At 73.1% G+C, this 25727-nt stretch carries 28 protein-coding genes, 1 tRNA gene and 1 pseudogene; 12 read left to right on the top strand and 18 right to left on the bottom strand.

The features are described from left to right. Positions 1 to 20: 20 nt before the first annotated feature. The 4 genes from AC2YHB_RS00150 to nth are packed head-to-tail and all read right to left on the bottom strand — an operon-like array spanning position 21 to position 3296. Complete coding sequence (locus AC2YHB_RS00150; RefSeq protein ID WP_179649057.1) at positions 21 to 1205, bottom strand: MarP family serine protease; 1185 nt, start codon at positions 1203 to 1205, stop codon at positions 21 to 23. Next, a complete protein-coding gene (locus tag AC2YHB_RS00145) occupies positions 1205 to 1948 on the bottom strand; it encodes an NUDIX hydrolase (protein ID WP_308645557.1) in 744 nt (247 codons plus the stop codon). Before AC2YHB_RS00145 ends, AC2YHB_RS00150 begins: the two co-directional genes overlap by 1 nt. Further along, positions 1945 to 2580: a TlpA family protein disulfide reductase gene (locus tag AC2YHB_RS00140; RefSeq protein ID WP_179649056.1), complete on the bottom strand. Its 636-nt coding sequence runs from the start codon at positions 2578 to 2580 to the stop codon at positions 1945 to 1947. The genes AC2YHB_RS00145 and AC2YHB_RS00140 overlap by 4 nt, the downstream gene beginning before the upstream one ends. After that, positions 2580 to 3296, bottom strand: coding sequence for an endonuclease III (gene nth, locus AC2YHB_RS00135; protein ID WP_179649055.1), 717 nt, complete (start codon positions 3294 to 3296; stop codon positions 2580 to 2582). Before nth ends, AC2YHB_RS00140 begins: the two co-directional genes overlap by 1 nt. A 138-nt stretch (positions 3297 to 3434) precedes the next feature. Here nth and AC2YHB_RS00130 point away from each other — a divergent pair, with 138 nt between their 5' ends. Beyond that, positions 3435 to 4112, top strand: coding sequence for a Crp/Fnr family transcriptional regulator (locus AC2YHB_RS00130; protein ID WP_036549995.1), 678 nt, complete (start codon positions 3435 to 3437; stop codon positions 4110 to 4112). Positions 4113 to 4168: 56 nt separating this feature from the next. On the opposite strand, the gene AC2YHB_RS00125 is transcribed toward AC2YHB_RS00130, so the two are convergent. The 5 genes from AC2YHB_RS00125 to sp36 all read right to left on the bottom strand — a co-directional run bounded on the left by AC2YHB_RS00125 (position 4169) and on the right by sp36 (position 7361). Next, positions 4169 to 4936 (bottom strand): helix-turn-helix domain-containing protein, encoded by a 768-nt coding sequence (locus AC2YHB_RS00125; RefSeq protein WP_242530465.1) that lies wholly within the window; start codon positions 4934 to 4936, stop codon positions 4169 to 4171. Positions 4937 to 4997: 61 nt separating this feature from the next. After that, complete coding sequence (locus AC2YHB_RS00120) at positions 4998 to 5816, bottom strand: MBL fold metallo-hydrolase (RefSeq protein ID WP_487353265.1); 819 nt, start codon at positions 5814 to 5816, stop codon at positions 4998 to 5000. 1 nt (position 5817) lies between these two features. Then, positions 5818 to 6675, bottom strand: a complete 858-nt coding sequence (locus AC2YHB_RS00115; RefSeq protein ID WP_487353264.1) for an NUDIX hydrolase — start codon at positions 6673 to 6675, stop codon at positions 5818 to 5820. A gap of 65 nt (positions 6676 to 6740) precedes the next feature. Beyond that, complete coding sequence (locus AC2YHB_RS00110; RefSeq protein ID WP_036549990.1) at positions 6741 to 7202, bottom strand: RidA family protein; 462 nt, start codon at positions 7200 to 7202, stop codon at positions 6741 to 6743. 3 nt (positions 7203 to 7205) lie between these two features. After that, positions 7206 to 7361: a Sp36 family protein gene (sp36, locus tag AC2YHB_RS00105; protein ID WP_162851546.1), complete on the bottom strand. Its 156-nt coding sequence runs from the start codon at positions 7359 to 7361 to the stop codon at positions 7206 to 7208. Between the two features lie 64 nt (positions 7362 to 7425). Between sp36 and AC2YHB_RS00100 the strand changes: the two genes are divergently transcribed. Further along, positions 7426 to 7836: a hypothetical protein gene (locus AC2YHB_RS00100; protein ID WP_036550587.1), complete on the top strand. Its 411-nt coding sequence runs from the start codon at positions 7426 to 7428 to the stop codon at positions 7834 to 7836. Between the two features lie 9 nt (positions 7837 to 7845). On the opposite strand, the gene AC2YHB_RS00095 is transcribed toward AC2YHB_RS00100, so the two are convergent. Further along, a complete protein-coding gene (locus tag AC2YHB_RS00095; RefSeq protein ID WP_487353263.1) occupies positions 7846 to 7998 on the bottom strand; it encodes a hypothetical protein in 153 nt (50 codons plus the stop codon). Positions 7999 to 8111: 113 nt separating this feature from the next. On the opposite strand from AC2YHB_RS00095, the gene AC2YHB_RS00090 reads away from it, so the two are divergent. The 6 genes from AC2YHB_RS00090 (at position 8112) to bagB (ending at position 15495) form a co-directional block, all read left to right on the top strand. Further along, positions 8112 to 9272: a sensor histidine kinase gene (locus AC2YHB_RS00090; protein WP_179649052.1), complete on the top strand. Its 1161-nt coding sequence runs from the start codon at positions 8112 to 8114 to the stop codon at positions 9270 to 9272. Beyond that, on the top strand, positions 9269 to 9940 hold the full coding sequence (locus tag AC2YHB_RS00085) for a response regulator transcription factor (RefSeq protein WP_036549989.1): 672 nt from the start codon (positions 9269 to 9271) through the stop codon (positions 9938 to 9940). Before AC2YHB_RS00090 ends, AC2YHB_RS00085 begins: the two co-directional genes overlap by 4 nt. 136 nt (positions 9941 to 10076) lie before the next feature. Continuing rightward, positions 10077 to 10859, top strand: coding sequence for an ABC transporter ATP-binding protein (locus tag AC2YHB_RS00080; protein ID WP_179649051.1), 783 nt, complete (start codon positions 10077 to 10079; stop codon positions 10857 to 10859). Next, positions 10859 to 13282 carry an FtsX-like permease family protein gene (locus tag AC2YHB_RS00075; RefSeq protein ID WP_179649050.1) on the top strand — a complete coding sequence of 808 codons (2424 nt, stop codon included), beginning with the start codon at positions 10859 to 10861 and terminating at the stop codon, positions 13280 to 13282. The genes AC2YHB_RS00080 and AC2YHB_RS00075 overlap by 1 nt, the downstream gene beginning before the upstream one ends. Positions 13283 to 13318: 36 nt before the next feature. Then, positions 13319 to 14317 carry an ATPase BagA gene (bagA, locus tag AC2YHB_RS00070; protein ID WP_036549985.1) on the top strand — a complete coding sequence of 333 codons (999 nt, stop codon included), beginning with the start codon at positions 13319 to 13321 and terminating at the stop codon, positions 14315 to 14317. Beyond that, a complete protein-coding gene (gene bagB / locus AC2YHB_RS00065; RefSeq protein ID WP_179649048.1) occupies positions 14317 to 15495 on the top strand; it encodes an ArsA family ATPase in 1179 nt (392 codons plus the stop codon). Before bagA ends, bagB begins: the two co-directional genes overlap by 1 nt. A 1-nt stretch (position 15496) precedes the next feature. Here bagB and AC2YHB_RS00060 read toward each other — a convergent pair whose 3' ends face one another. Continuing rightward, entirely contained in the window at positions 15497 to 15778 is a 282-nt protein-coding gene (locus tag AC2YHB_RS00060) for a WhiB family transcriptional regulator (RefSeq protein WP_036549983.1), read from the bottom strand. 249 nt (positions 15779 to 16027) lie between these two features. Between AC2YHB_RS00060 and AC2YHB_RS00055 the strand changes: the two genes are divergently transcribed. Then, positions 16028 to 18370 (top strand): transglycosylase domain-containing protein, encoded by a 2343-nt coding sequence (locus AC2YHB_RS00055; RefSeq protein ID WP_487353262.1) that lies wholly within the window; start codon positions 16028 to 16030, stop codon positions 18368 to 18370. Positions 18371 to 18464: 94 nt separating this feature from the next. Here AC2YHB_RS00055 and AC2YHB_RS00050 read toward each other — a convergent pair whose 3' ends face one another. Continuing rightward, on the bottom strand, positions 18465 to 18923 hold the full coding sequence (locus AC2YHB_RS00050) for a GatB/YqeY domain-containing protein (RefSeq protein WP_487353261.1): 459 nt from the start codon (positions 18921 to 18923) through the stop codon (positions 18465 to 18467). A gap of 36 nt (positions 18924 to 18959) precedes the next feature. Between AC2YHB_RS00050 and AC2YHB_RS00045 the strand changes: the two genes are divergently transcribed. The 3 genes from AC2YHB_RS00045 to AC2YHB_RS00035 all read left to right on the top strand — a co-directional run bounded on the left by AC2YHB_RS00045 (position 18960) and on the right by AC2YHB_RS00035 (position 21196). Then, positions 18960 to 19892: a metallophosphoesterase gene (locus AC2YHB_RS00045; RefSeq protein ID WP_487353260.1), complete on the top strand. Its 933-nt coding sequence runs from the start codon at positions 18960 to 18962 to the stop codon at positions 19890 to 19892. A 98-nt stretch (positions 19893 to 19990) separates the two neighbouring features. Further along, positions 19991 to 20064, top strand: a tRNA-Pro gene (locus AC2YHB_RS00040). Positions 20065 to 20158: 94 nt separating this feature from the next. Then, a complete protein-coding gene (locus AC2YHB_RS00035) occupies positions 20159 to 21196 on the top strand; it encodes a hypothetical protein (RefSeq protein ID WP_487353259.1) in 1038 nt (345 codons plus the stop codon). Between the two features lie 111 nt (positions 21197 to 21307). On the opposite strand, the gene AC2YHB_RS00030 is transcribed toward AC2YHB_RS00035, so the two are convergent. The 6 genes and pseudogenes from AC2YHB_RS00030 to AC2YHB_RS00005 all read right to left on the bottom strand — a co-directional run. Beyond that, positions 21308 to 22351 (bottom strand): aspartate-semialdehyde dehydrogenase, encoded by a 1044-nt coding sequence (locus AC2YHB_RS00030; protein ID WP_036549971.1) that lies wholly within the window; start codon positions 22349 to 22351, stop codon positions 21308 to 21310. Then, positions 22348 to 23628, bottom strand: coding sequence for an aspartate kinase (locus tag AC2YHB_RS00025; RefSeq protein ID WP_179649043.1), 1281 nt, complete (start codon positions 23626 to 23628; stop codon positions 22348 to 22350). Before AC2YHB_RS00025 ends, AC2YHB_RS00030 begins: the two co-directional genes overlap by 4 nt. Positions 23629 to 23730: 102 nt before the next feature. Beyond that, a complete protein-coding gene (locus tag AC2YHB_RS00020; RefSeq protein ID WP_179649042.1) occupies positions 23731 to 24375 on the bottom strand; it encodes a DUF5063 domain-containing protein in 645 nt (214 codons plus the stop codon). 17 nt (positions 24376 to 24392) lie between these two features. Continuing rightward, positions 24393 to 24989: a recombination mediator RecR gene (gene recR, locus AC2YHB_RS00015; protein ID WP_036549966.1), complete on the bottom strand. Its 597-nt coding sequence runs from the start codon at positions 24987 to 24989 to the stop codon at positions 24393 to 24395. Positions 24990 to 25002: 13 nt separating this feature from the next. Beyond that, entirely contained in the window at positions 25003 to 25410 is a 408-nt protein-coding gene (locus AC2YHB_RS00010) for a YbaB/EbfC family nucleoid-associated protein (RefSeq protein ID WP_036549964.1), read from the bottom strand. Positions 25411 to 25463: 53 nt separating this feature from the next. Beyond that, positions 25464 to 25727: pseudogene (locus AC2YHB_RS00005) on the bottom strand (hypothetical protein); the annotation flags it as partial.

The raw sequence follows: 25727 nt of genomic DNA, 5'->3' as shown, positions 1-25727 counted from the left end.
GGCCCACTATGGCCCACGGCTCACGCGGCGCAGTTGCCGGTGTCCGCCTCGCGATCGTCGGTCCCGGGCGCCGTCCCGGCCTCGGCGCTGTCCTCGACCTGCTTGGCCGTCAGCGCGTAGCCGGTCTCGGGGTCGGTGACGGACGCGGCGAACACCACGCCCGCGACCTTGCCCCGCGGCGTCACGATCGGGCCGCCGGAGTTGCCCGGCCGGACCAGGCCGCGCAGCGAGAACACCTCGCGGACCACCGTGCCGGAGCCGTAGATGTCGGGCGAGCGGAGGTTCTGCATCGCGCGGATGCGGCCGGTCTGCGCGTCGAACGGCCCGTCCTGCGGGTAGCCGATGATCGCGACCGGGTCCTCGGCCTGGGCGGTGTCGTCGAAGTCCAGCACCGGGGCGTCGCCCGTGTCGAGCGCCAGGACGGCGATGTCGAGCTCGCGGTCGTAGAGCACCACCCGGGCCAACTCCTCCCCGTCGCCGATGCTGACCGTGGGGTCCTCGACGCCGGCGACGACGTGGGCGTTGGTCATCACCCGGTTGCGGGCGAAGACGAAGCCGGTGCCCTCGACGCCGCGTCCGCACTTGTTGGCCCCGCGGATCTTCACCACGCTGGGGCGTACGGCGCGGACGGCGGCCGACTTCGGCAGGTTGGCCGGTCCGGGCTGGACCTCCACGATCCGCTCGGGCGCGAAGGGCTCGAGGTAGCGCGGGAAGAAGCCCGTGCCGACGACGTTGTTGAAGGCCTGCAGCGCGTTCGGGGCCGACTTGGGCAGGACGTCGTTGACCTTGCCGAGCACCACGGAGCTGCGGACCATCGTCGTGACCGAACCGATCCGGGTGCCGCTGATCGCGACGCCCAGCGCCCAGGCCACGAGCAGCACCGCGAGCGCGCTCAGCAGCGCGCCGCCGACCGCGTCGAGGGCGCGCGCGGGCTGCCAGGTGATCCGCTCGCGGACCCGCGCGCCGGCGTACTGCAGGAGGGCCTGGCCCAGCGAGGCGCACAGGATGACGATGAAGAGCGCGCCCAGCGAGACCGCCAGCGACGGCTCGAGCCGGCTCAGCAGCAGTGGCGCCAGGAAGATCCCGGCGAGGCCACCGGCCAGCAGGCCGATCGTCGCGAAGGCGCCGGTGACGAAGCCCTGCCAGTAGCCGGAGAGGGCGTAGGCGAGGACCAGGAGGACCAGGAGCCAGTCGAGGACGTTCATCAGCGCTCGGGCTCCAGGATGTCCATGCCGTCGTCCCCGTCCGCGCTCGGCGCGGACGTCCGGCGGACGTACTCGGCGAGCATGTAGTCGGGGAGATCATGCACCGGCGGGTCCGCCACTGGTGGGAGCCACCCGAGGAAGTCGAAGAACCGGGTCAGGATGCCGCCGGTGAACCCCCACAGGATCACGTCCTTGTCGGGGCCGATCAGGAAGCCCGGACCGGTCCAGCCGCCCGGGTGCCGGACCTGGATCCGGTGCTCGGGGTCGAAGAGCTCGGTCAGCGGCACCCGGTGGATGGCGTGCACCTCCTCCGGGGAGGCGACGCGGATCGGCCCGGGCTCGCGCCACCAGCCGAGGATCGGCGTCACGGCGAAGTTGGACGGCGGCAGCCACAGCTCGGGCAGCTTGCCGAAGACGGCCACGCCCGACGGGTCGACGCCGATCTCCTCGTCGGCCTCGCGCAGCGCCGCCTCCACCGGGGTCTCCCCCGGGTCGATGCTGCCACCCGGGAAGGACACCTGACCCGGGTGGGAGCGCATGTCGTGGGCGCGCTCGGTGAGCAGCACGTCGCGGTCACCGAACAGCATGAGCACCGCGCCGCGACGGACCTCGCGGCCCGGCGGCGGGAGGAAGGCGGTCAGGTCGCTGCCCTCGATCGACCGCGCGCCCTCGGCGACCGGCAGCAGCCAGTCGGGGAGGTCGGCGGGCAGCTCGGCCGGCACGTCGGTCGGGAGCCCGGTCACGACGCCCTCCCCGCTGCGGTGAGCTCGATGCCGAGGTTGTCCTCGGCCATCGTGACGATCTCCGCGAGCGAGTCGATGCCGCCGGCCCTCTGCTCGAACGAGCCGTCGGCCCTGACGAACACGAACTGCGGCAGGACCTGCAGCACGAGGTCGCTCTCCTGCAGGTCGCCGCACGGGTCGGCCGCCGACGGGTAGGTGACGCCCTTGATCCGGGCGAAGTCGATCGCGGCGCCGGGGTAGGTGTCGAGGAAGTTCACGCCCAGCAGGGGCACCTGGTCGCCGTACTTCTCGTGGAACTGCTGCAGGACCGGCATCTCCTCGCGGCAGGGGCCGCAGGTCGTCGACCAGAAGTTGATGATCGCCGGGCCCTTCACGTCGGCCAGCGACATCGAGGCGGTGCTGCCCAGGCAGTGCAGCGAGATGTCGGGGAGGTCGGAGGCGCCCGCCGCGGTGGGCAGCTCGGTGCAGTCGGCGATCCCCGCTGCCTCGCGGTCGCTGACCAGGTCGGGGGTGTCGACGTCGACCTTGCAGGCCAGCGCCGCCGGCCCGCTGCCGTCGCAGGAGGTCAGCAGCACGGCGACCGCCGCCAGCCCGACCACCCGGGCCGCCCGGGCCGCCCGCGCACCCCGCATCAGTTGGGGCCTTCGGTGCGGACGAGCTTCTCCGCCTCGACCGGGTCCGTCGGACCGGTGCCGTACGACGGGCACCACCGCGCGACGGGACAGGCACCGCAGGCGGGCTTCTTGGCGTGGCAGCGGCGCCGGCCGTGCCAGATCAGGTGGTGCGACAGCATCGTCCAGTCGCGCTTGGGGAAGAGCGCGCCGATGGCGTGCTCGACCTTCACCGGGTCGGTCTCGTCGGTCCAGCCGAGGCGGCGCGCGAGCCGGCCGAAGTGCGTGTCGACGGTGATCCCGGGGATGTCGAAGGCGTTGCCGAGCACGACATTGGCGGTCTTGCGGCCCACGCCCGGCAGCGTCACCAGGTCCTCGAGCCGGGCGGGCACCTGGCCGTCGTAGCGCTCGACGAGGGCCGCGCTCAGCTTGAGCAGCGACTCGGTCTTGGCCCGGAAGAAGCCCAGCGGACCGACGATCTGCTCCAGGTGGGCGCGGTCGGCGGCCGCCATCGACGCCGGGTCGGGGTAGGCCGCGAAGAGGATCGGCCGCACCAGGTTGACCCGCTTGTCGGTCGTCTGCGCGGACAGCACGGTGACGACGAGGCACTGGAACGGGTTGTCGAAGTCGAGCTCCGCCTTGGCGTCCGGGTAGGTCTCGCCGAGGACCCGGTCGATCTTGCGGGCCCGCCGCACCAACTGGGTCGACGTCTCCTCGGTGGTGTCGATCGGCCGCACGGGAGCCACCCTACGGGGCGCTGCCGACAGCCGGATCCGCGCCAGTCGCAAGGGGACATGCCGGACGCGGCGCTAGGTGTGACATGCCGCACTGGCTAGGATGCCGCCGACCGGGATTTATGTGACTTTGGAGGAAGCGTGGACAACGACGTACTCCGTCAGGCGCCACTGTTCAGTGCCCTCGACGACGAGGCCATGGCAGCGCTGCGCACGTCGCTGGCCACGACGCGGCTGCGCCGCGGTGAGGTTCTGTTCCACGAGGGAGACAGCGGCGACAAGCTGTACGTCGTCCTCGAGGGCAAGGTGAAGCTCGGGCGTACGTCGTCCGACGGCCGCGAGAACCTCCTGGCGATCATGGGCCCCGGCCAGATGTTCGGGGAGCTCTCGCTCTTCGACCCCGGCCCGCGGTCCGCGACCGTCACGGCCGTCACCGACGCCGAGTTCGCCTCGCTCTCGCACGAGGACCTGCTCCGCTGGCTCGAGGGCCGTCCGGTCGTCGCCCGCGGCCTGCTCGCCCAGCTCGCCGGCCGCCTGCGCAAGGCCAACGACGTCGTCGCCGACCTCGTCTTCTCCGACGTGCCCGGCCGCGTCGCCAAGGCGCTGCTCGACCTCGCCGACCGCTTCGGCCGCACCGCCGACGACGGTGTGCACGTCCACCACGACCTCACCCAGGAGGAGCTCGCCCAGCTGGTCGGCGCCTCCCGCGAGACGGTCAACAAGGCGCTCGCCGACTTCGCCTCGCGCGGCTGGCTGCGCCTGGAGCCCCGCTCCGTGGTGATCCTCGACATGGAGCGGATGTCGCGCCGCGCGCGCTGACCCCGCTCGACCCGAACGCCGCCGGAGCCCACGGGGTCCGGCGGCGTTCGCCGTCCTCAGGCCAGCGGCCGGCTCTGCAGGTACGCCCGCGTCGCCTCGTCGGCCGGGTAGAACGCCTCGATCGCCAGCTCGCTCAGGGTGACCTCCCGCGGCGTCCCGAAGACCGTCGTGGTCGAGATGAACGACAGCACGTTGCCGTCCGGCATCCGCAGGTCCATGGGTACGACGAGCGCCGACGACGTCACGGGCTCGACTCCCCCCTCGCTGACCTCCGCGAGGAGCGCGCCCAGCTCCGGGTCGCCGCTGGCGTCGTACTCGTGGCGGAGGCGCTCGGCGAGGTGGGCCCGCCACTCCTGCAGGTTGGCCAGCCGACCGCCCAGGCCACGGGGGTGGACGGAGAGGCGGACGACGTTGATCGGCGGCTCGAGGAGGTCGGCGTCGATGCCGTCGAGGAAGGCGTAGGCCGCGTCGTTGGCGGCGACCAGCTCCCAGTGCCGGTCGACGACGAGCGCCGGGTAGGGCAGGTGGCCGCGCAGGATCGTCTCCAGCGCGGCGTTGGCCTCGGCCATCGGCGGGTCGGAGAGCTGCAGCTCGGGGTGGGCGGGCGCGTGGCCGGCCGCCAGCAGCACCTGGTTCTGCTCGCGCAACGGAACCTCCAGGAAGTCGCACAGCCGCATCACCATCGCGCTCGTCGGGCGGGAGCGGCCGGTCTCGATGTAGCTGAGGTGGCGGGTCGAGACGTCGGCGCGGCTGGCCAGCTCGAGCTGGGAGAGGTGGCGGCGCTGCCGCCACTCACGGATGAGGGTTCCGGCGGGGGCGTTCACGCTCGCCAAACTAGCCAGCGCGCTGCGGGCTGGCCATGACCTCCGGGGTCATGGGGGTGGGTCAGCGGGCGGCCAGGTAGGCCAGCTGCGCGCGGACCGACCACTCGGCCGCGCCCCACAAGGACTCGTCGACGTCGGCGTACACGACCTCGACGACCTGGCGCGGCAGCGTCGGGTCCTCCGCGACGTCGGGCGGCAGGGTCGCGCGGGACAGCCCGAGCCGCGCCAGCGCGCCCTCGACCTGCGCGAGCCGCTCGCGGCGGTGGACGACGTAGTGGTCGAGGACGGCAGCGCCATCGGGCAGCACCGGACCGTGGGCCGGCCACAGTGACGCCGCGCGGCCGTCGGCGACGAGGGCGCGCATCCGGGCGATGGAGTCGAAGTAGGAGCCGAGGTCGCCGTCGGGGTGCACGATCACGGTCGTCCCGCGGCCCAGCACCATGTCACCGGTCAGCAGCGCCTTGTCGGCCTCGACGAGCAGCGAGATCGAGTCCGTCGTGTGGCCCGGCGTGGTCAGCACCTCCACGTCGAGGCCGCCGACGGAGATCACCTCGCCGTCACGCAGCGGGTCGGCCCGCCAGCACTGCTGGGCGTCGAGGCCGCGCACGCCGCAGCCCATCCGCTCGGCGAACGAGCGCGCCGCCTCGGTGTGGTCGAGGTGGTGGTGCGTCACGACGACCTGGTCGACGGTGCCGGCCACCTCCGCGACCGCGTCGAGGTGCTCGTCCATCAAGGGGCCGGGATCGACCACGATCGAGCGCTCGGAGCCGGGCTCGCGCAGGATCCAGGTGTTGGTGCCGTCGAGGGTCATCAGCCCCGGGTTGGGGGCGAGCACGCAGCGGCCGCGGTCGCCGTACTCACCGCCGTGCCAGGGCTCCACGTCACGCCCTCCGCGCCGCCACCAGCGGGCGCAGCTCGTCCGGCATCGACAGCGTGAACCCGTCGCCCAGCGGCTCGACCTCGGGCATGAACATCGTGACGCTGCGATCCGCGCTGGCCGCGAGCACCCCGTCGACGCCGTCGACGGCACCGAGGGTGCCGATCTCCAGGCAGGTGAGGTACGTCGGCGGCAGCATCGCGAGCTCGCCGCGGTCCGCCTGGTCGGCGGCCTCGGCGGCCGGCAGCCAGACGACCTCCGACGACTCCGTCGAGACGTCGCGCGTCACCTGACCCTCGGGCAGCTGGGCCACGAAGAACCACGTGCGGTAGCGCTTGGGCTCGAAGACCGGGGTGAGCCAGCCGCTCCAGATGCCGAGCAGGTCGGTGCGCAGGACGAGCCCGCGCCGGGTGAGGAAGTCGGTCAACGAGAGCTCGCGCGACTCGAGCGCGACCCGGTCGGCCTCCCAGTCGTCGCCGGTGGTGTCGGCGACGACGTCGTCGGCGGAGGTGCCGGCCAGCAGCACGCCGGACTCCTCGAAGGTCTCCCGCACGGCCGCGCACACCAGCGCCCGCGCGACGTCCTCGGTCGTGCCGAGCCGGGCCGCCCACTCGGCGGGCGTCGGGCCGGCCCAGGCGACCTCGTGGTCGTAGTCGCGCGGGTCCACGCCGCCGCCGGGGAAGACGCACATCCCGCCGGCGAAGTCCATCGTCACGTGCCGGCGCAGGAGGTAGACCTCCGGTGCGCCGTCGGGCCCCGGCCGCTGCAGGACGACCGTCGCGGCGTCACGGGGCTCGGCTGCCTGGCGCGTGCCGGCGGCGTACTCCCGCGCGACGGAGGCGAGCTGCTCCGGAAGCGGCACCGGCGGCAGCGGAATCCGCCGATTGATCGGCCCGAGCGCGTCTCCGCCAGCGCCGCCGGGCGAGGTCACCCCAGCACCTCGGCGACGACCTCGACCTCGACGGTCGCGTCGAGGGGCAGGGCAGCCACGCCGACGGCGGAGCGGGCGTGCACGCCGAGGTCGCCGAAGACCTGGCCGAGCAGCTCGGAGGCACCGTTGGCGACCGCCGGCTGGCCGGTGAAGTCGGGCGTGGAGGCGACGAACACGACGACCTTCACGATCCGGATGCCCTCGAGCGTGCCGGTCACCGAGCGGATCGCCGCGAGCGCGTTGAGCGCGCACTGCTGCGCCGCCTCGGTCGCCTGCTCGGGCGTCGCGGTGTCGCCGACCTTGCCGGTCGCGACGAGCGCGCCCTCACGCATCGGGATCTGGCCGGCCGTGAACACGTGGGCTCCGCTGCGGACCGCCGGGACGTACGCCGCCACGGGCGGGACGACCTCCGGGACGCTCAGGCCGAGCTCGGCGAGCCGCTCCTCGGGGGAGGCCACCGCTCAGCCCTCGGCCGGGCGCTTGAAGTACGCGATGTCGTTGCCGCCCTGGCCCGGGACGAGGGTGACGAGCTCCCAGCCGTCCTGGCCGAAGTTGTTGAGGATCTGCGCCGCGACATGGTTGAGGACGGGCGCCACCTGGTACTCCCACTTGGTCATGCCGAGCACGATACTCAGGCACGATGCTGTGGTCGCCGTCACATCGTGTGCGACGATGCGGCCCGTGAGCCTCGACAACGCCGTGTGGTTGCTGACCGGGCTGGCCGCGGTCGTCGTACTCCTCACCAGGATGCGGCTGGCCTCGGAGCAGTCCCAGGCCGGGCACGCCCTGGTGCCGAAGTCCGTGGTCAACGCCCACACGCTGGTCGGCGTCGTCGCGCTGGCGGTCTGGATCGCCTACCTGTCCTCGCCCGGCGGCGCGCTCGGCGCGGTGGCCCTGGTCGTGTGGTGGATCGAGGTGCTCATCGGGATCCTGATCCTCGCCCGCTGGATGTCCGGCTCCGGCAAGCACGCGACGGCGACGACCGGCGACAGCTGGGGCGAGGGCCCGGCGCTGTCGATCCTCGGGCACGTCGGGATGCTGCTCGGCATCAGCTTCTTCACCTGGGTCGTGCTGGCCGACAAGCTGGGCTGACCCGTCGGCTCAGCCGTAGCGGTTCACGACCCACAGCAGCTCGCGGTAGGTGTCGTCCTCCTCGGGCGGCGGCGGGTCGACGTCCTGCGTCGTGCGCAGGGTCGCCGGGTCCACGGGCGGCGGCAGGTGCCTGAAGCGCTGGGCGCTCGGGTGCTCGGCCATGACGACTCCTTCCGACGCCTCGAGCGTACGTCGGCGCCGGTCCGCCCGGAAGGTGATCGAGGATCATCCCGTGGTCTGACGTGACGCCGGGCCCGCCCCTCTACGGTGGTGCGGTGGCGCGTCAGGAGAGGCAGCCGCTGCGGCTCGGCCCGCGCGGCGAGCGGTGGTTCGACCTCGGGCTGACCCTGTTCCTGCTGCTGCCGGTCCCGGTCGTGCTGCTCGCGGTCTCGCCGCTCGACGCCGGGCTGATGACTGCGCAGATCGTGCCGCTGCTGTGGCGCCGACGCCACGCGGTCGTCGTCTTCGCCGTGGTCGCGAGCGGCAGCGCGCTGCAGTGGCTGCTGACCGACTACCCGCTGTGGAGCCAGCTGGCGTTCCCCGTCGCGACCTACTCCGTCGCCCGGTACGCGCCACCCACGCGGGCCGCGGCAGCGCTCGCGGTCGGCCTCGCCGGCGCGGTCGTCGCGGCACTCGACTGGCTGCGCGGGTACGGCGCCGACCAGCTCACCGCGCAGAACGTCACCGCCTACGCCGTCACCATCGCGCTCTTCGTCGTCGTCGCATGGACGCTCGGCACCCTGGGCCGCACCCGCCAGGCGTACGTCGACGCGCTGGTCGAGCGCGGCGAACGGCTCGAGCGCGAAGCCGCCCAGCAGGCGGCCCTCGCGGCGATGGAGGAGCGGCACCGGATCGCCCGCGAGATGCACGACGTCGTCGCCCACAGCCTGACCACGATCGTGGTGCAGGCCGACGGCGCGGGGGCGGCGGCGCAGCAGGACCCGGCGGTTGCCGTACCCGCGCTGGAGACGATCGCCGGCACCGGCCGCGAGGCGATCGCCGAGCTGCGGCGGATGCTCGGCCTGCTGCGCTCGGAGGAGGCCGGCGTGCCCGCGCCGCAGCCGCGGCTGACCGACCTGCCGGGCCTGCTGGAGGAGGTCCGCGCGGCCGGCACCCCCGTCGACTGGGAACTCGCGGAGCCGCCGGCGGTGTCCGACGGCGTGGCGCTCACCGTCTTCCGGATCGTCCAGGAGGCGCTCAGCAACGTGCGCAGGCACGCCGGCCCCGGCGCCGCCGCGACCGTGGCCGTGCGCGCCGAGGGTGCCGACATGGTGGTCGAGGTCCGTGACGACGGTCGCGGCGCCGGTGCGTACGACGACGGCCGCGGCCTGGGCCTGACCGGCATGCGCGAGCGGGTGGCCGCGCACGGCGGGACGCTGGCCGCCGGACCCGCGCCGGGAGGCGGCTTCGCCGTGTGCGCGAGGATCCCCCGGTGACTGCCTCCGAGCCGATCCGGGTGTTCCTCGTCGACGACCAGGAGCTGGTGCGCGCGGGCTTCCGGATGCTGATCGACAGCCAGCCGGACCTCACCGTGGTGGGCGAGGCCGGCGACGGCGGTGAGGCCCTCGAGCGCCTGGCCGTCACCGGCTGCGACGTGGTGCTGATGGACGTGCGGATGCCCCGTCTCGACGGGGTGGAGGCCACGCGGCTGCTGGCCGAGCGGCCCGGGGCACCGCAGGTGATCGTGCTGACGACCTTCGACCTCGACGAGTACGCCTTCGCCGCGATCCGCGCCGGCGCGGCCGCCTTCCTGCTCAAGGACGCCACGCCGGCGACCCTGCTGGGCGCGATCCGCACCGTGCACGCGGGCGACTCCGTGGTCGCGCCGAGCACCACCCGGCGCCTGCTCGAGCACTTCGCCACCGCACTGCCCGACCCGGCCGTCCCCTCCCCCGACGAGCGGCTCGCCACCCTCACCGAGCGCGAGCAGGAGACCCTCGTGCTCGTGGGCCGTGGGCTGTCCAACGGCGAGATCGCGGCCGAGTTCGTCGTCTCGGAGGCGACGGTGAAGACGCACGTCAGCCGCCTGCTCGCCAAGACCGGCTCCCGCGACCGGGTGCAGCTCGTGGTGCTGGCCTACGAGACCGGGCTCGTCACGCCCTGACGTCGCGCCACCGCCCGGTCGTCGACCTCCTCGACCACCTCGACCACCGTCGTCCTCCCGGGTCAGCCCGGCGTCGTACACGGGGATCAACCCGTGGCCTGACGATCGGGGCCGCGATCCCGACGAGGCTCGGGGCATGTCCTCGACGCAGACCACGCCCCCTCCCGCCCCCGCTCCCCGGAACGCCCCCGCCCTCGCCGCGACGGCCCGCGGCCTGGCCCGCACCTACGGACGCGGCGACACCCTCGTCCACGCGCTGCGCGGAGTCGACCTCGACCTGCCCGCCGGCCGGTTCACCGCGATCATGGGGCCGTCGGGCTCCGGCAAGTCCACGCTCATGCACTGCCTCGCCGGGCTCGACCAGCCCACCGGCGGCACGGTCAGCGTGGCCGGGCAGGCGCTCGACGGCCTGTCGGACGACGCGCTCACCCGCTTCCGCCGCGACCACGTCGGCTTCGTCTTCCAGGCGTTCAACCTGCTGCCGATGCTGAGCGCCGAGCAGAACATCTGGCTGCCGACCGAGCTCGCCGGCCGCTCGCGCACGGACCTGCGCGACCGCTTCGAGCGGATCGTGACGACCCTCGGGATCGCCGACCGGCTCAGCCACCGGCCTGCCGAGCTCTCCGGCGGCCAGCAGCAACGGGTCGCCATCGCGCGTGCGCTCGTCGGCAGTCCGGCGATCGTGTTCGCCGACGAGCCGACCGGCAACCTCGACTCGACCGCGTCCGCCGAGGTGCTGTCCTTCCTGCGCGGCTCCGTGCGCGAGCTCGGCCAGACCGTCGTGATGGTCACCCACGAGCTCGAGGCCGCGGCGTACGCCGACGACGTCGTCGTGCTCGCCGACGGCCGGATCACCCACCGGCTCGTCGAGCCCACCGCCGCCGACCTGGTCGCCGCGCTGAACCCGGCAGCCGCCTGATGCGCACCGTCCTGCTCGCCTCCCTGCGCACCCACACCCGGCGCTACGGCGCCGCCCTGCTGGCGGTCGTGGTCGGCGTCGTCCTCGTCGTGGTGACCGCCGCCCTCTCCTCGGCCGTCCGCGACGGGCTGACCTCCGGCCTCGACCAGCCGTACGACGGCGCGGACGCCGTACTCGACCGGCCGGCCACCGACGACGCGGTCCGGCTGCTGGAGGCCGCTCCGGAGCGGGGAGCCGACGCGTGGCTGATCGGCTGGACCCTGCAGCAGCTCAGCCACGACGGCTCCGTCGTCGCGACCGACGCCGACATCGGCCAGGTCCCCGACCGGCCCGACCGGCGCTGGCAGGAGCTGGTCGACGGCCGCTTCCCGGCCTCCCCCGGCGAGGCGCTCGTCGACACCAACGCCGCCAAGGCGGACGACATCGCGGTCGGCGACCGGCTGCGGATCGGCACCGGCGCCGACGCCCTCGACGTCACCGTGGTCGGCCTCGCGGACTCTCCGTCGACCTTCTCCATCGCCTCGGTCTACGTGCTGTGGGCGGACCTGTCGCGGTGGCAGGACCAGCTCTACGCCAGCAGCGTCGCATGGGCCGGCGGGGACGGGTTCGGTCCGGCGCGGGAGGCGATCCGCGACGTCGTACCGGGTGCGGAGCCGGAGGCCGTCGACGCCTTCGTCCAGGACCTGCAGGCCGAGATCAACAGCGGCGTCGACGTCATCGCGATCATCGCGCTGCTCTTCGCGGCCGTCGCGCTGCTGGTCGCGGTCCTCGTCATCAACAACACCTTCGCGATCCTCTTCGCCCAGCGCAGCCGGGACTTCGCGCTGCTGCGCTGCGTCGGCGCCACGCGCCGCCAGGTCGTCCGGTCGGTCCGCACGGAGTCGCTGGTCCTCGGCGTCGTCGCGGCGGTGGTCGGCACCGCCGCCGGCCTCGCTGCGGGCCACGGGCTGGTCGCCCTCATCCACGACCGCTGGCCGGGCGCCCGCCTGGGCGACGCGGACATCGGCGCCTCGTGGCTCCTCGTCGCGGCCGCGCTGGCCGTCGGCGTCCCCCTCGTCGCGGCGTGGCTGCCCACCCGCCGCGTGGTGCAGGTCAGCCCGCTCGCGGCCCTGCGGCCCGACGACAGCACCCGGCTGCGTACGACGACCGGCCGGGCCCGCGTCGGCCTCGGCATCCTGCTCGTGCTCGCCGGCTGCGCCGCCTTCGTCGTCGCGGTGGGCTCGGCCGTGCCGGCTGCGCTGGTGGCCGGCGGGACCGCGACCTTCCTCGGCGTGGTGCTGCTCGGCCCGGTGGTCGTCCCGGCGCTGGTCCGCGCCCTCACCCGCGTGGCCGGCCGGGCGATGGGACCCGCCGGCCGGCTGGCAGCGGGCAACGCGGTCCGCAACCCGCGGCGTACCGCTGCGACGACCGCGTCCCTCCTCGTCGGCGTCACGCTCACCACTGCGGTCCTCACCGGCCTCGCCAGCTCGCGCTCGGCGCTGGCGGCGGAGATGGACGAGCAGCACCCGATCGACATCGCCCTCACCGGCGCCGACCCGCTGCCGGACGACGTGGCGGAGCGGGCGGCCACCGTCGACGGGGTGGCGGCCACGGTGACCGTCCCCGGCGCGCCGGCCACGGTCGCGGGCGAGCAGCTGCCCCTGCTCGCGCCCGGCCACGACGCGGGACCGGTCCTGCACGGGAGGCTGCCGCACGCGCGGCCGCGCGAGGTGCTGGTCCCGTGGGACCTGCTCGGCGACGACGTCGAGGAGGGCGACCGGGTCGCGGTCGTCGTCGGCGACCGTTCGCTCACCCTGCGGGTGCGCGCCGGCGAGGGCTGGGGCGACGCCGCGCTCGTGCAGCCGTCGACGCTCGCCCGGCTGGCCCCCGACGCCGGCGCCCAGGCGGTCTGGGTGCGGGCCGATCGCGACGCGGATCCCGAGGACCTCGCCGGCTCGATGGAGGCGATCGCCGGGCCGCTCGACGCCGGGATCGAGAACGGCCTGGCCCGCCGCGCGTACGTCGACCTCCAGCTCGACGTGCTCGGCGGCGGCGTCGTCGGCCTGCTGGCGATCGCGGTCGTCATCGCCCTGGTCGGCATCGCCAACACCCTCGGCCTGTCGGTGCTCGAGCGCGGCCGGGAGCACGCCCTGCTGCGCGCGCTCGGCCTGACCCGCCGGCAGGTGCGCCGGATGCTCGCCACCGAGGCGGTCCTGCTCGCCCTCGTCGCGACCGTCCTCGGCACCGCGCTCGGCGTCACCTTCGCGTGGCTCGGCGTGCGGTCCCTCGTGGATCCGGTCGTGTCCGGGGCCGGGTTGGTCCTGCCGTGGACCCAGCTGGGCCTGGTCGTGGCGCTGGCCGCGGCCGCCGGCCTCCTGGCGGCGGTCCTGCCCGCGCGGCGCGCGTCGCGGACGGCCCCGGCAGCGGGCCTGGCGATGGAGTGACCCACCCTCCCCCCGGTCGCTCGCTACGCTGCGCACGTGAGTGACTGGGGGAAGGTCCGCCTGCACGTGGTCACGGGCAAGGGAGGCACCGGCAAGTCGACGGTCGCCTCCGCGCTCGCCCTCGCGCTGGCGACCCGCGGCAAGAACGTGCTGCTCTGCGAGGTCGAGGGACGCCAGGGCATCGCCCGGATGTTCGACGTGGACCCGCTGCCCTACCAGGAGCGGCGGCTCACCACCGGCCTCCCCGACGCCGACGGCGGTCGCGGGGTCGTCCACGCGCTGCACATCGACGCGGAGTCCGCGCTGCTGGAGTACCTCGCGATGTACTACCGGCTCGGCCGCGCCGGCAAGGCGCTCGACCGGTTCGGCGTCATCGAGTTCGCCACGACCATCGCCCCCGGCGTCCGCGACGTGCTGCTGACCGGCAAGGTCTACGAGGCAGTCCAGCGCAACAGCCGCAACAAGAACGCCATCGAGTACGACGCCGTCGTGCTCGACGCCCCGCCGACCGGCCGGATCACCCAGTTCCTCAACGTCAGCAACGAGCTCGCCGGGCTGGCCAAGGTCGGGCCGATCAAGTCCCAGTCGGACACGATGATGACCCTGTTCCGCTCCCCGCGGACCGCCGTGCACCTGGTCACCGTGCTCGAGGAGATGCCCGTCCAGGAGACCGCCGACGGCATCGCCGAGCTGCGCGCCGCCCAGCTGCCGGTCGGCGGCGTCGTGGTCAACCTGGTCCGTCCGCGCGACCTGTCCGCCGAGCAGCTCGCCGCGGCCCGGTCCGGCACCCTCGACCGCGCCGCCCTGGAGGCCGACCTGGCCGCCGGCGGGATCGAGGTCACTCCCGAGCTGGTCGACGGCCTGCTCCACGAGGCCGCCGACCACGCCGAGCGGCGCGCCCTGGAGGACTCCCAGCGGACGCTGGTCGCCGAGCTCGGCGTCCCCTCCTACGAGCTGCCCCGGATGGCCGGTGGCATCGACCTCGGCGGGCTCTACGAGCTCGCCGCACTCCTCCGAGAGCAGGGGATGGCCTGATGGCGCGCAGCAACACCCAGCGGCCCACCCGGGTCGGCCCCGCCAGCACCCAGCGGGCCGGCGCCCTCGACGTGGACGCCCTGCTCGACGACCCGACCACGGGGATCATCGTGTGCTGCGGCTCCGGCGGGGTCGGGAAGACCACGACGAGTGCCGCGCTCGCGCTGCGCGCGGCGGAGCGGGGCCGGAAGGTCGTCGTACTGACCATCGACCCGGCGCGGCGGCTGGCTCAGTCGATGGGGATCGAGCAGCTCGACAACACCCCCCGCCCGGTGACCGGCGTCGAGGGCGACGGGGCGCTGGACGCGATGATGCTCGACATGAAGCGCACCTTCGACGAGGTGGTGCTCTCGCAGGCCAGCCCGGAGAAGGCGAAGCAGATCCTGGCCAACCCGTTCTACATCGCGCTGTCGAGCTCCTTCGCGGGGACGCAGGAGTACATGGCGATGGAGAAGCTGGGCCAGATCCACCGGGACGCGCAGGCCGCCGGCACCTACGACCTCATCGTCGTGGACACCCCGCCGTCGCGCTCGGCGCTGGACTTCCTCGACGCCCCGGAGCGGCTCTCGAGCTTCCTCGACGGGCGGTTCGTGCGGCTGCTGCTCGCGCCGGCCAAGGGCCCGGCGAAGCTGATGACGGCCGGGTTCAGCCTGATCACCAACGCGCTGACCCGGATCCTGGGCGCGCAGTTCCTCAAGGACCTGCAGACCTTCGTGACCGCGCTCGACACCGTCTTCGGCGGCTTCCGCCAGCGCGCGCAGCAGACCTACTCGCTGCTCAAGGCCGACGGTACGGCGTTCCTCGTGGTGGCCGCCCCGGAGCCGGACGCCCTGCGGGAGGCGGAGTACTTCGTCGAGCGGCTCAGCGAGGACGGCATGCCCCTGGCCGGGCTGGTGATCAACCGGGCCAGCCCGGAGCCCGCCGGCGACCTGTCCGCGGACGAGGCGATGACGGCCGTCGAGCGGCTGCGGCGCGCCGACGGCACGTCGGTCGCCGCGGGGCTGCTGCGCCTGCACGCCGACCGGGTGCGCATGGTCGAGCGCGAGCGCACGCTGAGGGACCGGTTCGCGACCGCCCACCCGCAGGTGGAGACGGTCGTCGTACCGGCCCTCGCTGGCGACGTGCACGACCTCGACGGCCTGCGCAGGGTCGGAACCCTGCTCGCCGAAGGCGTCTAGCTCAGACGGTCGCGGTGCCCTGGCGGTCGCGCGCGTCCTCCAGGACCTTGCGCCACGACGCGCTCGGGCGGCGGCGCAGCAGCGCGCGGCGCTCCCGCTCCGTCATGCCACCCCAGACACCCCACTCGATCTGGTTGTCGAGCGCCTCGGCGAGGCACTCCGTGCGGACGGCGCAACCCGCGCACACCTGCTTCGCCTTGTTCTGTTCTGCGCCCCTCACGAAGAGCTGGTCCGGCTGGCCTTCACGGCAAGCGGCACGAGGCGCCCAATCATCAACCCACATGTTGTCCCCTTGTGGTTCCCACTCGGGAAGCCAGCACCCCCACAGCGCTTGGTCTTCCCGTCCCGATCAAAGTAAAGGAAAGCGACGCCCACGACCACGGCTCATTGGGCCCAACCTGTCTAGTCACATCGGACTAGACCGGAGGCTCCCGACCCGGTCGCGCCCGCCCCGGGCGGCACCTGTGCGCTCCCCGTCCCGGTCCCGGCCGACGAATCAGGTGGGCACAGGGGTGTCACGTACCCTGACCGCATGTCCAAGACGCGGTTCGACGGCTTGCCGCCCGGCAAGGTGCTCTCCCACCTCGGTGTGATGCTGCTGGTGTCCGCCGTGCTCGGCGTGGTCGTCTCCGGGCTCGCGATCCCCTTCGCCGGCGTCGCCGGCTTCAGCGCGCGCAACGTGGCCGAGTCGGTCGACGAGCTGCCGCAGGAGCTCGAGACCGAGCAGCTGCCGCAGCGCACCGAGATCCAGGACAAGTCGGGCAAGGTCATCGCGACCCTCTACGACCAGAACCGCGTCAACGTCCCGCTCCGGCAGATCTCGCGGACCATGGTCGAGGCGATCGTCGCGATCGAGGACTACCGCTTCTACCAGCACGGCGCGCTCGACCTGAAGGGCACGCTGCGGGCGCTCTTCACCAACCAGGCCGCGGGCGGCGTGACCCAGGGTGGCTCCTCGATCACCCAGCAGCTGGTCAAGCTGACCCTCATCACCCAGGCCAACGGTGACGAGGAGGCGATCAAGGCCGCCAAGGAGGACAGCTACGGCCGCAAGCTCAAGGAGCTGCGCTACGCCATCGCCCTCGAGAAGCGCCACAGCAAGGACTGGATCCTCGAGCGCTACCTCAACACCGCCTACTTCGGCGACGGCGCGTACGGCGTCCAGGCGGCCGCGCAGCACTACTTCAGCACCAACGCCAAGGACCTGAACCTCCGCCAGTCCGCCCTGCTCGCGGGTCTCGTGCAGAGCCCCGAGGCCTACAACCCGACCCGCAACGCCGCCCAGGCCAAGGTCCGCCGCAATGTCGTCCTCCAGCGGATGGCCCAGCTGAGCGTGATCACCGACGCCGAGGCCGACAAGACCGTCGCGATGAAGCTGGGCCTCAAGGTCCAGGACCAGCCCAACGGCTGCGTGAACTCCCGCGCCCAGTTCTTCTGCGACTACGTCGTGCGCTGGCTGATGACCGACCCCGCCCTCGGCGAGACGGCCGACGAGCGCGAGCGGCTGATCTTCAACGGCGGCCTCACCATCAAGACGACCGTCGACATGGGCTTCCAGCGCGCGGCGCAGGACTCCGTCAGCTCCCACGTCTTCAAGGGCGACGCCGCCATCGGCGGCCTGGCGCTGGTCGAGCCACGGACCGGCAACGTCCGGGCCCTCGCCCAGTCGCGGCCGATGGGCAAGGGCAAGGGCGAGACCTTCCTCAACTACACGGTGCCCAAGAGGTACGGCGACGCCTCGGGCTTCCAGCCGGGCTCGACCTTCAAGGCGTTCGTGCTGGCGGCCGCGGTCAACCAGGACATCCCGCTGACCCGCACCTTCCCAGCGCCGAGCGAGCGTGGCTTCGCCGAGAACAGCTTCGAGACCTGCGACGGCCCCTACCAGAGCGGCGCCACCTGGACCGTCCACAACTCGACCAGCGCGTCGGCCAACCCGAACCTCTACGAGGGCACGCAGAAGTCGGTCAACACCTTCTTCGCCGCGCTCGAGCAGGAGACCGGCATCTGCGAGCCGTGGAAGCTGGCCCGCGCGATGGGCATCGACCTCGCGAAGGAGTGGCAGAAGCCGGCGTTCACGCTCGGCATCGCCGACGTCAGCCCGCTGGACATGGCCCAGGCCTACGCGACATTCGCCGGCCGCGGCCTCCACTGCTCGCCCCGCCCGGTCACCCAGATCGAGGACACCGACGGCAACGTGCTCAAGGAGTACGAGAAGCAGTGCACGCAGGCGCTGCCGAGCCCGGTGGCCGATGCGGTCAACGACGTGCTCCGCGGCGTCATCGAGGGCGGCTTCGGATCCGCCCTCAACCCGGGCCAGCCGGCAGCCGGCAAGACCGGTACGACGACCGGCAACCAGGCGGTCTGGTTCTCCGGCTACACCCCGAACCTCGCCGGCGCCGCCGTCGTCGCCGGGGTCAACAAGGCCGGTCACCCGGAGTCCCTCGACTACAAGTCGGTCGGCGGCCAGACGCTCTACACCTCGTCCGGGTCGACCACGGCGGGCCCGATCTGGGGCGACACCTTCAAGGCGATCGCCCAGTGGCTGCCGGACGACGACTTCACCCGTCCGTCCTCCTCCGACGTGGCCGGGCTGCTGATCCCCGTGCCGTCGGTGAGCGGGCTCAGCTACGAGGACGCCAAGGACCGGGTCGAGGCGGCCGGGTTCACCGCCGTCCGCGGCCCGTCCCGCACCTCCGGCGTCGCCCGGGGCCTCGTCGCCTACGCCTACCCCGGCGACCGCGCCGGTGCCGGCGACACGATCACGCTCTACATCTCCAGCGGCCCGAAGAAGGAGCGCAAGCCCAAGGGCGGCGGTGGCGGCAAGCCCGGTGGCGGCAAGCCCGGCGACGGCAACAACGGCCGCGGCAACGGCTGACGCGAGCACCGACTGACGCGAGCACCGACTGACGCGAGCACCGACGCAACGAGGGGCTGACCGATCCGGTCAGCCCCTCGGGCGTTGGGGGCGCTCAGCCGAGCTGGCGGCGTACCTCCGCGGCGACGGCGGCACCGTCGGCCCGTCCCTTGACATGTGGCGTGACGATGCCCATCACCTGGCCCATCGCCTTCGGGCCGGCACCGGCGGCGCCGAGCTTCTCGACGGCGGCGGCGACGACCGCGGCGATCTCCTCGGGACCGAGCTGCTCGGGCAGGTAGTCCTGGATGACGGCGGCCTCGGCGCGCTCCTTCGCGGCGCTCTCGGGCCGGTTGCCCTCCTCGAAGGCGACCGCGGCCTCGCGGCGCTTCTTCGCCTCGCTGGACAGCACGGTCAGCACCTCGTCGTCGGTGAGCTCCTTGGCGACCTTGCCGGCGACCTCGGCGTTCGTCACCGCGGTGAGGATCATCCGCAGGGTCGAGGACCGGACGTCGTCACGAGCCTTCATGGCGGTGGTCAGGTCGGTGCGGAGGCGGTCCTTGAGGGTGCTCATGCCTCGATTCTGCCCGGTCTGCGGGAGAGTGGCCTCATGGGATTCGTGCGCGCGCTGCTCCGCACCGCCGCGCTGGGCGGGCTCGCCGGCGCCGGGGTGACGTCGTACGCCCTGTGGGAGGCGCGGCAGTACACCGTGCGGAGGTACGACGTCCGGGTGCTGCCCGCCGGCATGCAGCCGCTGCGCGTGCTGCACCTGACCGACATCCACATGACGCCCGGCCAGACCCGCAAGCAGGAGTGGCTGCGCTCGCTCGCGGCCCTCTCCCCCGACCTGGTCATCGACACCGGCGACAACCTCGCCCACCGGCGCGCGGTGCCCGTCGTCCTCGACAGCCTCGGGCCGCTGCTCGACGTCCCCGGGGTGTTCGTGCACGGCTCCAACGACTACTTCGAGCCCGGCCTGCGCAACCCGTTCGGCTACCTGCTGCCCGACGACGGCAAGCGCTACGACCACACGCCCCAGCTGCCCTGGCGCGAGCTCAGCGCCGGCCTCGCCGACGCCGGCTGGTTGGACCTGACCAACCGCCGCGCGGGCCTCACCGTCGGTGAGGCGACGCTCGCCTTCGCGGGCGTCGACGACCCGCACCTGTCCTACGACGACCTGCCCGCCGTCGCGGGCCCCGCCGACGCCACGGCCGACCTGCGGCTCGCGGTCGCCCACGCGCCGTACCTGCGGGTGCTGGACCAGTTCGCCGCCGACGGGTACGACGCCATCGTCGCCGGCCACACCCACGGCGGCCAGGTCCGGCTGCCCCTGCCCGGCGGCTCCCGCGCGTACGCCACCAACTGCGACCTCGAGCCCGCCCGGGCCCGCGGGCTGAGCCGCCACCCGGCCGACTCGCGTCCCGGCGACCCCGGGTCGTCGTGGCTGGAGGTGTCGGCGGGCATCGGCACGAACCCCTACAGCCGGGTCCGGATCGCCTGCCGGCCCGAGGCCGTGCTCCTGACGCTGCTGCCGGTGGGCTGAGGACGGGCGCCGGCACGGGGCCCCGATTCGGGCTGCGCCGGTCCGCTCCGCTATGCTCCCCTGCTGTTGAGTGGACCTCTTCGGAGGGCGCTGAACGGCGGGCTGTGGCGCAGCTTGGTAGCGCGCCTCGTTCGGGACGAGGAGGCCGCAGGTTCAAATCCTGTCAGCCCGACCGACCAGCAGGTGGATCCCCCGGGGTCCACCTGCTGTCATTTCGGAGAACGACCAGCCGCCGATCGGTGCTGCTGTCGTGACAGACTGCCCCCATGTCTGACGAGCAGGACAAGCTGAAGCTCAGCTTGGAGGCGCCCAAGCTGTTCGGGCGCAAGAAGAAGGCGGCCGAGCCGGCCGCGTCCTCCGAGCCTGCCCAGCCGGCCCGTCCTGCCGCTCGCAAGCCGGCCCCGAAGCCAGCGGAGAAGGCCGCCCCGAAGCCGGCGGAGAAGCCCGCGGCTGCTGCGCCTGAGCCCGAGGCAGAGGTCGAGGTCGAGGTCGAGGAGAGCGTCGCGACCCGGCTCGACGCGGAGCTGACGCCTGCGTCCGACCCGACCGCGGTGCTCGAGGCGGTCACCGAGCCCGAGCCGGTCGTGGAGCCCGAGCCCGAGCCGGAGCCGGTCGTGGAGCCCGAGCCGGAGCCCGAGCCGGAGCCGGAGCCGATCGTCGAGCCCGAGCCCGAGCCCGAGCCGGAGCCGGAGCCGATCGTCGAGCCCGAGCCCGAGCCGGAGCCCGAGCCGGTCGCCCCCGTGTCGACCGAGAAGCCCGCAGCCGCGCCGGTGGCCGAGAAGCCCGCGGCCGTGAAGCCGAAGCCGGCGTCCAAGCCTGCCTCCAAGCCGGCTCAGAAGCCGGTGATCGTCGAGCCCGAGCCGGTCAACGACGCGGACCTCGAGGACGCCGAGATCGCGGCCCTGAGCGCCCAGGGACCGCTCCTGACGTCGTACCGTGCCGCTGCTGTCACCGGTCTCGTCGTCGGCGCCGCGATGGTGGTGCTGACCTGGCTGTCGCTGCGCGGCTGCGAGGCCGTGCGTGGCACGTCGTCCTGCGGCGGCGGTCCCGGCTTCCTGCTGCTCGTGGCGACCTTCGCGCTGTGCGTGCTGCTGGGCAGCCAGCTGCTCAAGACCTTCCAGATCCCCGACCCGGGCAGCAGCAGCTTCCTCGCGGTCGGCCTGGTGGCCGTGGTGGCGCTGCTCTTCCTGATCGACTTCCTCGACAACTGGTCGATGCTGGTCGTGATCCCGGCGCTGAGCATCGGGGGCTACCTGGCGTCGGTCTGGGTCACCAAGACCTTCGTCGAGCCCGTCGACACCTGATCGGACCCTGGACGACGAAACTCACGCCTGGACGACGAAGCTTCATCGTCCAGGCGTGAGTTTTCTCGTCCAAGCGCGGGAGTTTCACCGGCCGGCCGGTGAAACTCCCGTTCAGCGCGACGCCGCGATCAGCTCCGCGATCTGCACCGTGTTGAGCGCGGCACCCTTGCGCAGGTTGTCGTTGGAGACGAACAGCGCGAGGCCCCGGTCGCCGTCCACGCCCGGGTCCTGGCGGATCCGGCCGACGTACGACGGGTCCTTGCCGGCGGCGGCGAGCGGGTTCGGGATCTCGGCGAGCTCGACACCCGGCGCGGTCGCGAGCAGCTCCTGCGCGCGGGCCGGGGTCAGCGGCCGCTCGAACTCGGCGTTGATCGCCAGCGAGTGGCCGGTGAAGACCGGGACGCGGACGCACAGGCCGGAGACCCGCAGGTCGGGGATGCCGAGGATCTTGCGGGACTCGTTGCGGAGCTTCTGCTCCTCGTCGGTCTCGTTGAGGCCGTCGTCGACGAGGTTGCCGGCGAACGGCAGCACGTTGTAGGCGATGGTCCTCTTGTAGACGCCCGGCTCGGGGAAGGCGACCGCCTCGCCGTCGTACGCGAGCTCGCGGGCCTTGTCACCCGCCGCCGCGACGCCGGTGGCCAGCTCCTCGACGCCGGCGATGCCGGAGCCGGAGACGGCCTGGTACGTCGACGCGATCAGCCGGACGAGGCCGGCCTCCTCGTGCAGCGGCTTCAGGACCGGCATCGCGGCCATGGTGGTGCAGTTGGGGTTGGCGATGATGCCGCGGCCGGCGGCGATCACCTCGGCGGCGGCCTCCGGGTTGACCTCGGAGACGACCAGCGGGATGGCGGGGTCCTTGCGGAAGGCCGAGGAGTTGTCGACGACGATCACGCCGGCGTCGACGAACCGGGGCACCAGGGCACGCGACGCGGTGGCGCCGGCGGAGAACAGCGCGACGTCGAGCCCGGTCGGGTCGGCGGTCTCGGCGTCCTCGACGACGACCTCGCGGTCGCCGAACTGCAGCACCTTGCCGGCCGAGCGGGCCGAGGAGAAGAAGCGGATCTCGCCGACCGGGAAGTTCCGCTCGAGGAGGATCTGGCGCATCGCGACGCCGACCTGGCCGGTCGCGCCGACGACGCCGATGTTGATGCTCATCGTCCGGTACCTCCGTAGACCACGGCCTCGATCTCGTCGGAGCCGAGGTCGAAGGCGGCGTGGGCGGCGTTGACGGCCGCCTCGACCTGGGTCTCGGCCACGACGACCGAGACGCGGATCTCCGAGGTGGAGATCATCTCGATGTTGACGCCCGCCTCGGACAGCGCCTCGAAGAAGCGCGCCGAGATGCCCGGCGAGGAGCTCATGCCGGCGCCCACGATGGACACCTTGCCGACGCTGTCGTCGTACTGGAGGCTGTCGAAGCCGACGGTCTCCTGGAGGCGGGAGAGCGCCGTCATGGCGGTCTGGCCCTCACCGCGCGGCAGCGTGAACGAGATGTCGGTGAGGCTGGTCGCCGCGGCCGACACGTTCTGCACGATCATGTCGATGTTGATCTGCGCCTCGGCGACGGCGCGGAAGATCGCGGCCGCCTCGCCCGGCTTGTCCGGGACCCCGACCACGGTGATCTTGGCCTGGCTGCGGTCGTGGGCGACCCCGGTGATGATTGCGGCTTCCATGGAGCCTTCCTCCTGAACAACATCCTCGGCCTTGACGACCCAGGTGCCCTCCTTCTCGGAGAAGGAGGACCGGACGTGGATGGGCATGCCGTAGCGGCGGGCGTACTCGACGCACCGCAGGTGCAGGATCTTGGCGCCCTGCGCGGCCATCTCGAGGGTCTCCTCGTAGGAGATCCGGGGCACCTTGCGGGCGCGCGGCTCGATGCGGGGGTCGGCGGTGAAGATGCCGTCGACGTCGGAGTAGATCTCGCACACGTCGGCCTCGAGCGCCACCGCGAGCGCGACGGCGGTCGTGTCGGAGCCGCCGCGGCCCAGCGTGGTGATGTCCTTGGTCGTCTGCGAGACGCCCTGGAAGCCGGCGACGATCGCGATCGCGCCCTCGCCGATCGCGGCCTCGATGCGGCCCGGCGTGACGTCGATGATCTTCGCGCGGCCGTGCTCGGCGTCGGTGATCACGCCGGCCTGCGAGCCCGTGAAGGAGCGCGCCTCGTGGCCGAGGTTCTGGATCGCCATGGCCAGCACGGCCATCGAGATCCGCTCGCCGGCCGTCAGCAGCATGTCGAGCTCACGGGCCGGCGGGAGCGGGGAGACCTCGTTGGCGAGGTCGATCAGCTCGTCCGTCGTGTCCCCCATCGCCGAGACCACGACGACGACCTGGTGGCCGGCCTTCTTGGTGTTGACGATGCGCTGCGCGACGCGCTTGATGCCGGCGGCATCGGCGACCGACGAGCCGCCGTACTTCTGCACGACAATGCCCACGGGGGCTCACTCCTGGCGGTTCGGGGGAAGGGACGAGGCCCCTCGCGACCACGGCCGCCGGGCCCCGGAGTCTTGCTCCGGGGCTGATTCTACCGAGCGACGCTAGGCGTTTTCGGCGCTGTCCAGCACCGCGGCCGCGGCCTCGACCAGGGCAAGCTCCTGGGTGGTGTCGAGGTCGACGTCGAGCCGGTCGTGGGCCACCACGGAGAGCAGCGCCTTCATGGCCGCGCCGGCGAGCGTGCCCCACGAGGAGACGTAGGAGAACTGCCACCACCACAGCGCCTCCTCCACGTCGCCCGCCTCGTAGTGGCGCACCCCGATCGCGAGGTCGGCGGCGATGCTGGTGAGGTCGTCGGAGAGCAGGCCCTCGACGATCTCGGGCTGGTAGGGGTCGAAGACGTAGCTGTAGGTGTCCAGGTCGCCGAGGAGCTCGGCCAGCTGGAGGCGGAGCTCGTCGACGTCCTCCGGGTCCGGTCCGTCGTCGGGCTGGAACTCGTCGCGCGGCGCGAAGTCGCGCTGCACGCCCAGCCGGGCGCCCGTGAGCGAGATCTGGCTGATCTGGAGCAGCAGCAGGGACACGGCCTGGCCGCCCGTCGCCTCCGCCGCCACGACCCGCAGGCCCTCGAGGAAGGAGGTGACCGACGCGGCGATGTCGTCCGCGAGGCGCACGGTCTCGGTCTCCACGGCGATCAGCGCCTCGAGGGCCGCCAGGCCCGGGAGCTGCTCGGTGCTGGTGTTGTCGCTCATGTTCCCGTTCGTCCCGCTCATGTCGCTGTCTGCCTTCCCACGAATGCCCGACCCAAGGTGACCTCGTCGGCGTACTCCAGGTCTCCTCCCACCGGAAGTCCACTGGCCAAACGTGTCACGCGCAAGCCCAGCGGTCCGAGCATGCGCGTGAGGTACGTCGCCGTGGCCTCGCCCTCGAGGTTGGGATCGGTCGCGAGGATCACCTCGGTGACGGCCCCGTCGCCGAGCCGGGTGAGCAGCTCGCGGATGTGCAGCTGCTCGGGGCCGATGCCGTCGATCGGCGAGATCGCGCCGCCGAGGACGTGGTAGCGCCCGCGGAACTCGCGCGTGCGCTCGATCGCGACGACGTCCTTGTACTCCTCGACGACGCACAGCACCGACGGGTCGCGCCGCGGGTCACGGCAGATCCGGCACTGGTCGTCCTCGGCCACGTTGAAGCAGATGCTGCAGAACTTGACCTTGTCCTTGACCTCGATCAGCACGTCCGCCAGGCGTCGTACGTCGACCGGGTCGGCCTGGAGCAGGTGGAACGCGATCCGCTGGGCGCTCTTCGGACCCACGCCCGGCAGGCGGCCGAGCTCGTCGATGAGGTCCTGGACGACGCCTTCGTACACCGGTGGACCCCGCTCAGAAGCCGAGCTGGCCGGGCGCGCCGCCCGGTCCGCCCAGGCCCGGCAGGCCGCCACCCAGGTCGGCGCCGAGCGCGCCGAACGGCCCGATCAGCTCCTCCGCCAGCTCGTCCGCCTTGGCGCGGGCGTCGCGGAAGGCGGCCACGACCAGGTCGCCGAGGTCGGCCAGCGCGTCGGCGTCGGTGCTGTCGAGGGCCTCGGGCTTGATCGTCACGGCGGTCAGCTCGCCGGCGCCGGTGATGGTGACGCTCACGGCGCCGCCGGCGACGGAGCCGTCGACCGTCGCCTCGGCGAGGCGCTGCTGCGCCTCGACCAGCTGCTGCTGCATCTGCTGCGCCTGCTGCATCAGCGCGCCCAGGTCGAGGCCGCCGCCTCCGCCCAGTGCGTCGAACGGGTTCTGGCTCATCTTCGTCTCTTCTCGGTGGGTGGCGTGGGTCGGTGGCGGGCGGTCCCGGCGGCTCAGCCGCCGCGCGGGATCTCCTCGATCATCTGGGCGCCGAGCTCGCGCGCGAGCAGCTCGGCGCTGGACTCGGCGTCGACGTCGGCGTCGTCGAAGCGGGCGTGCGCGTCGGGGTCCTCGGGCGGGGCGTCGGCGAGCTCGCCCTCGCGCGCCTGGATGTCGGCCATCCGGGGACGGCGCGGGGTCGGCTCCGACGGCGCGGCGTCCGCGGGCGGCGCCTGGTCGCCCGGAACGGCCCACGGCGGCGGGTCGTCGGACGGCGG

Source organism: Nocardioides sp. SRI_004 (assembly GCF_057586415.1).
Note: the sequence above shows the minus strand (reverse complement) of the source record. Positions and strands in the feature narration are given on the sequence as shown.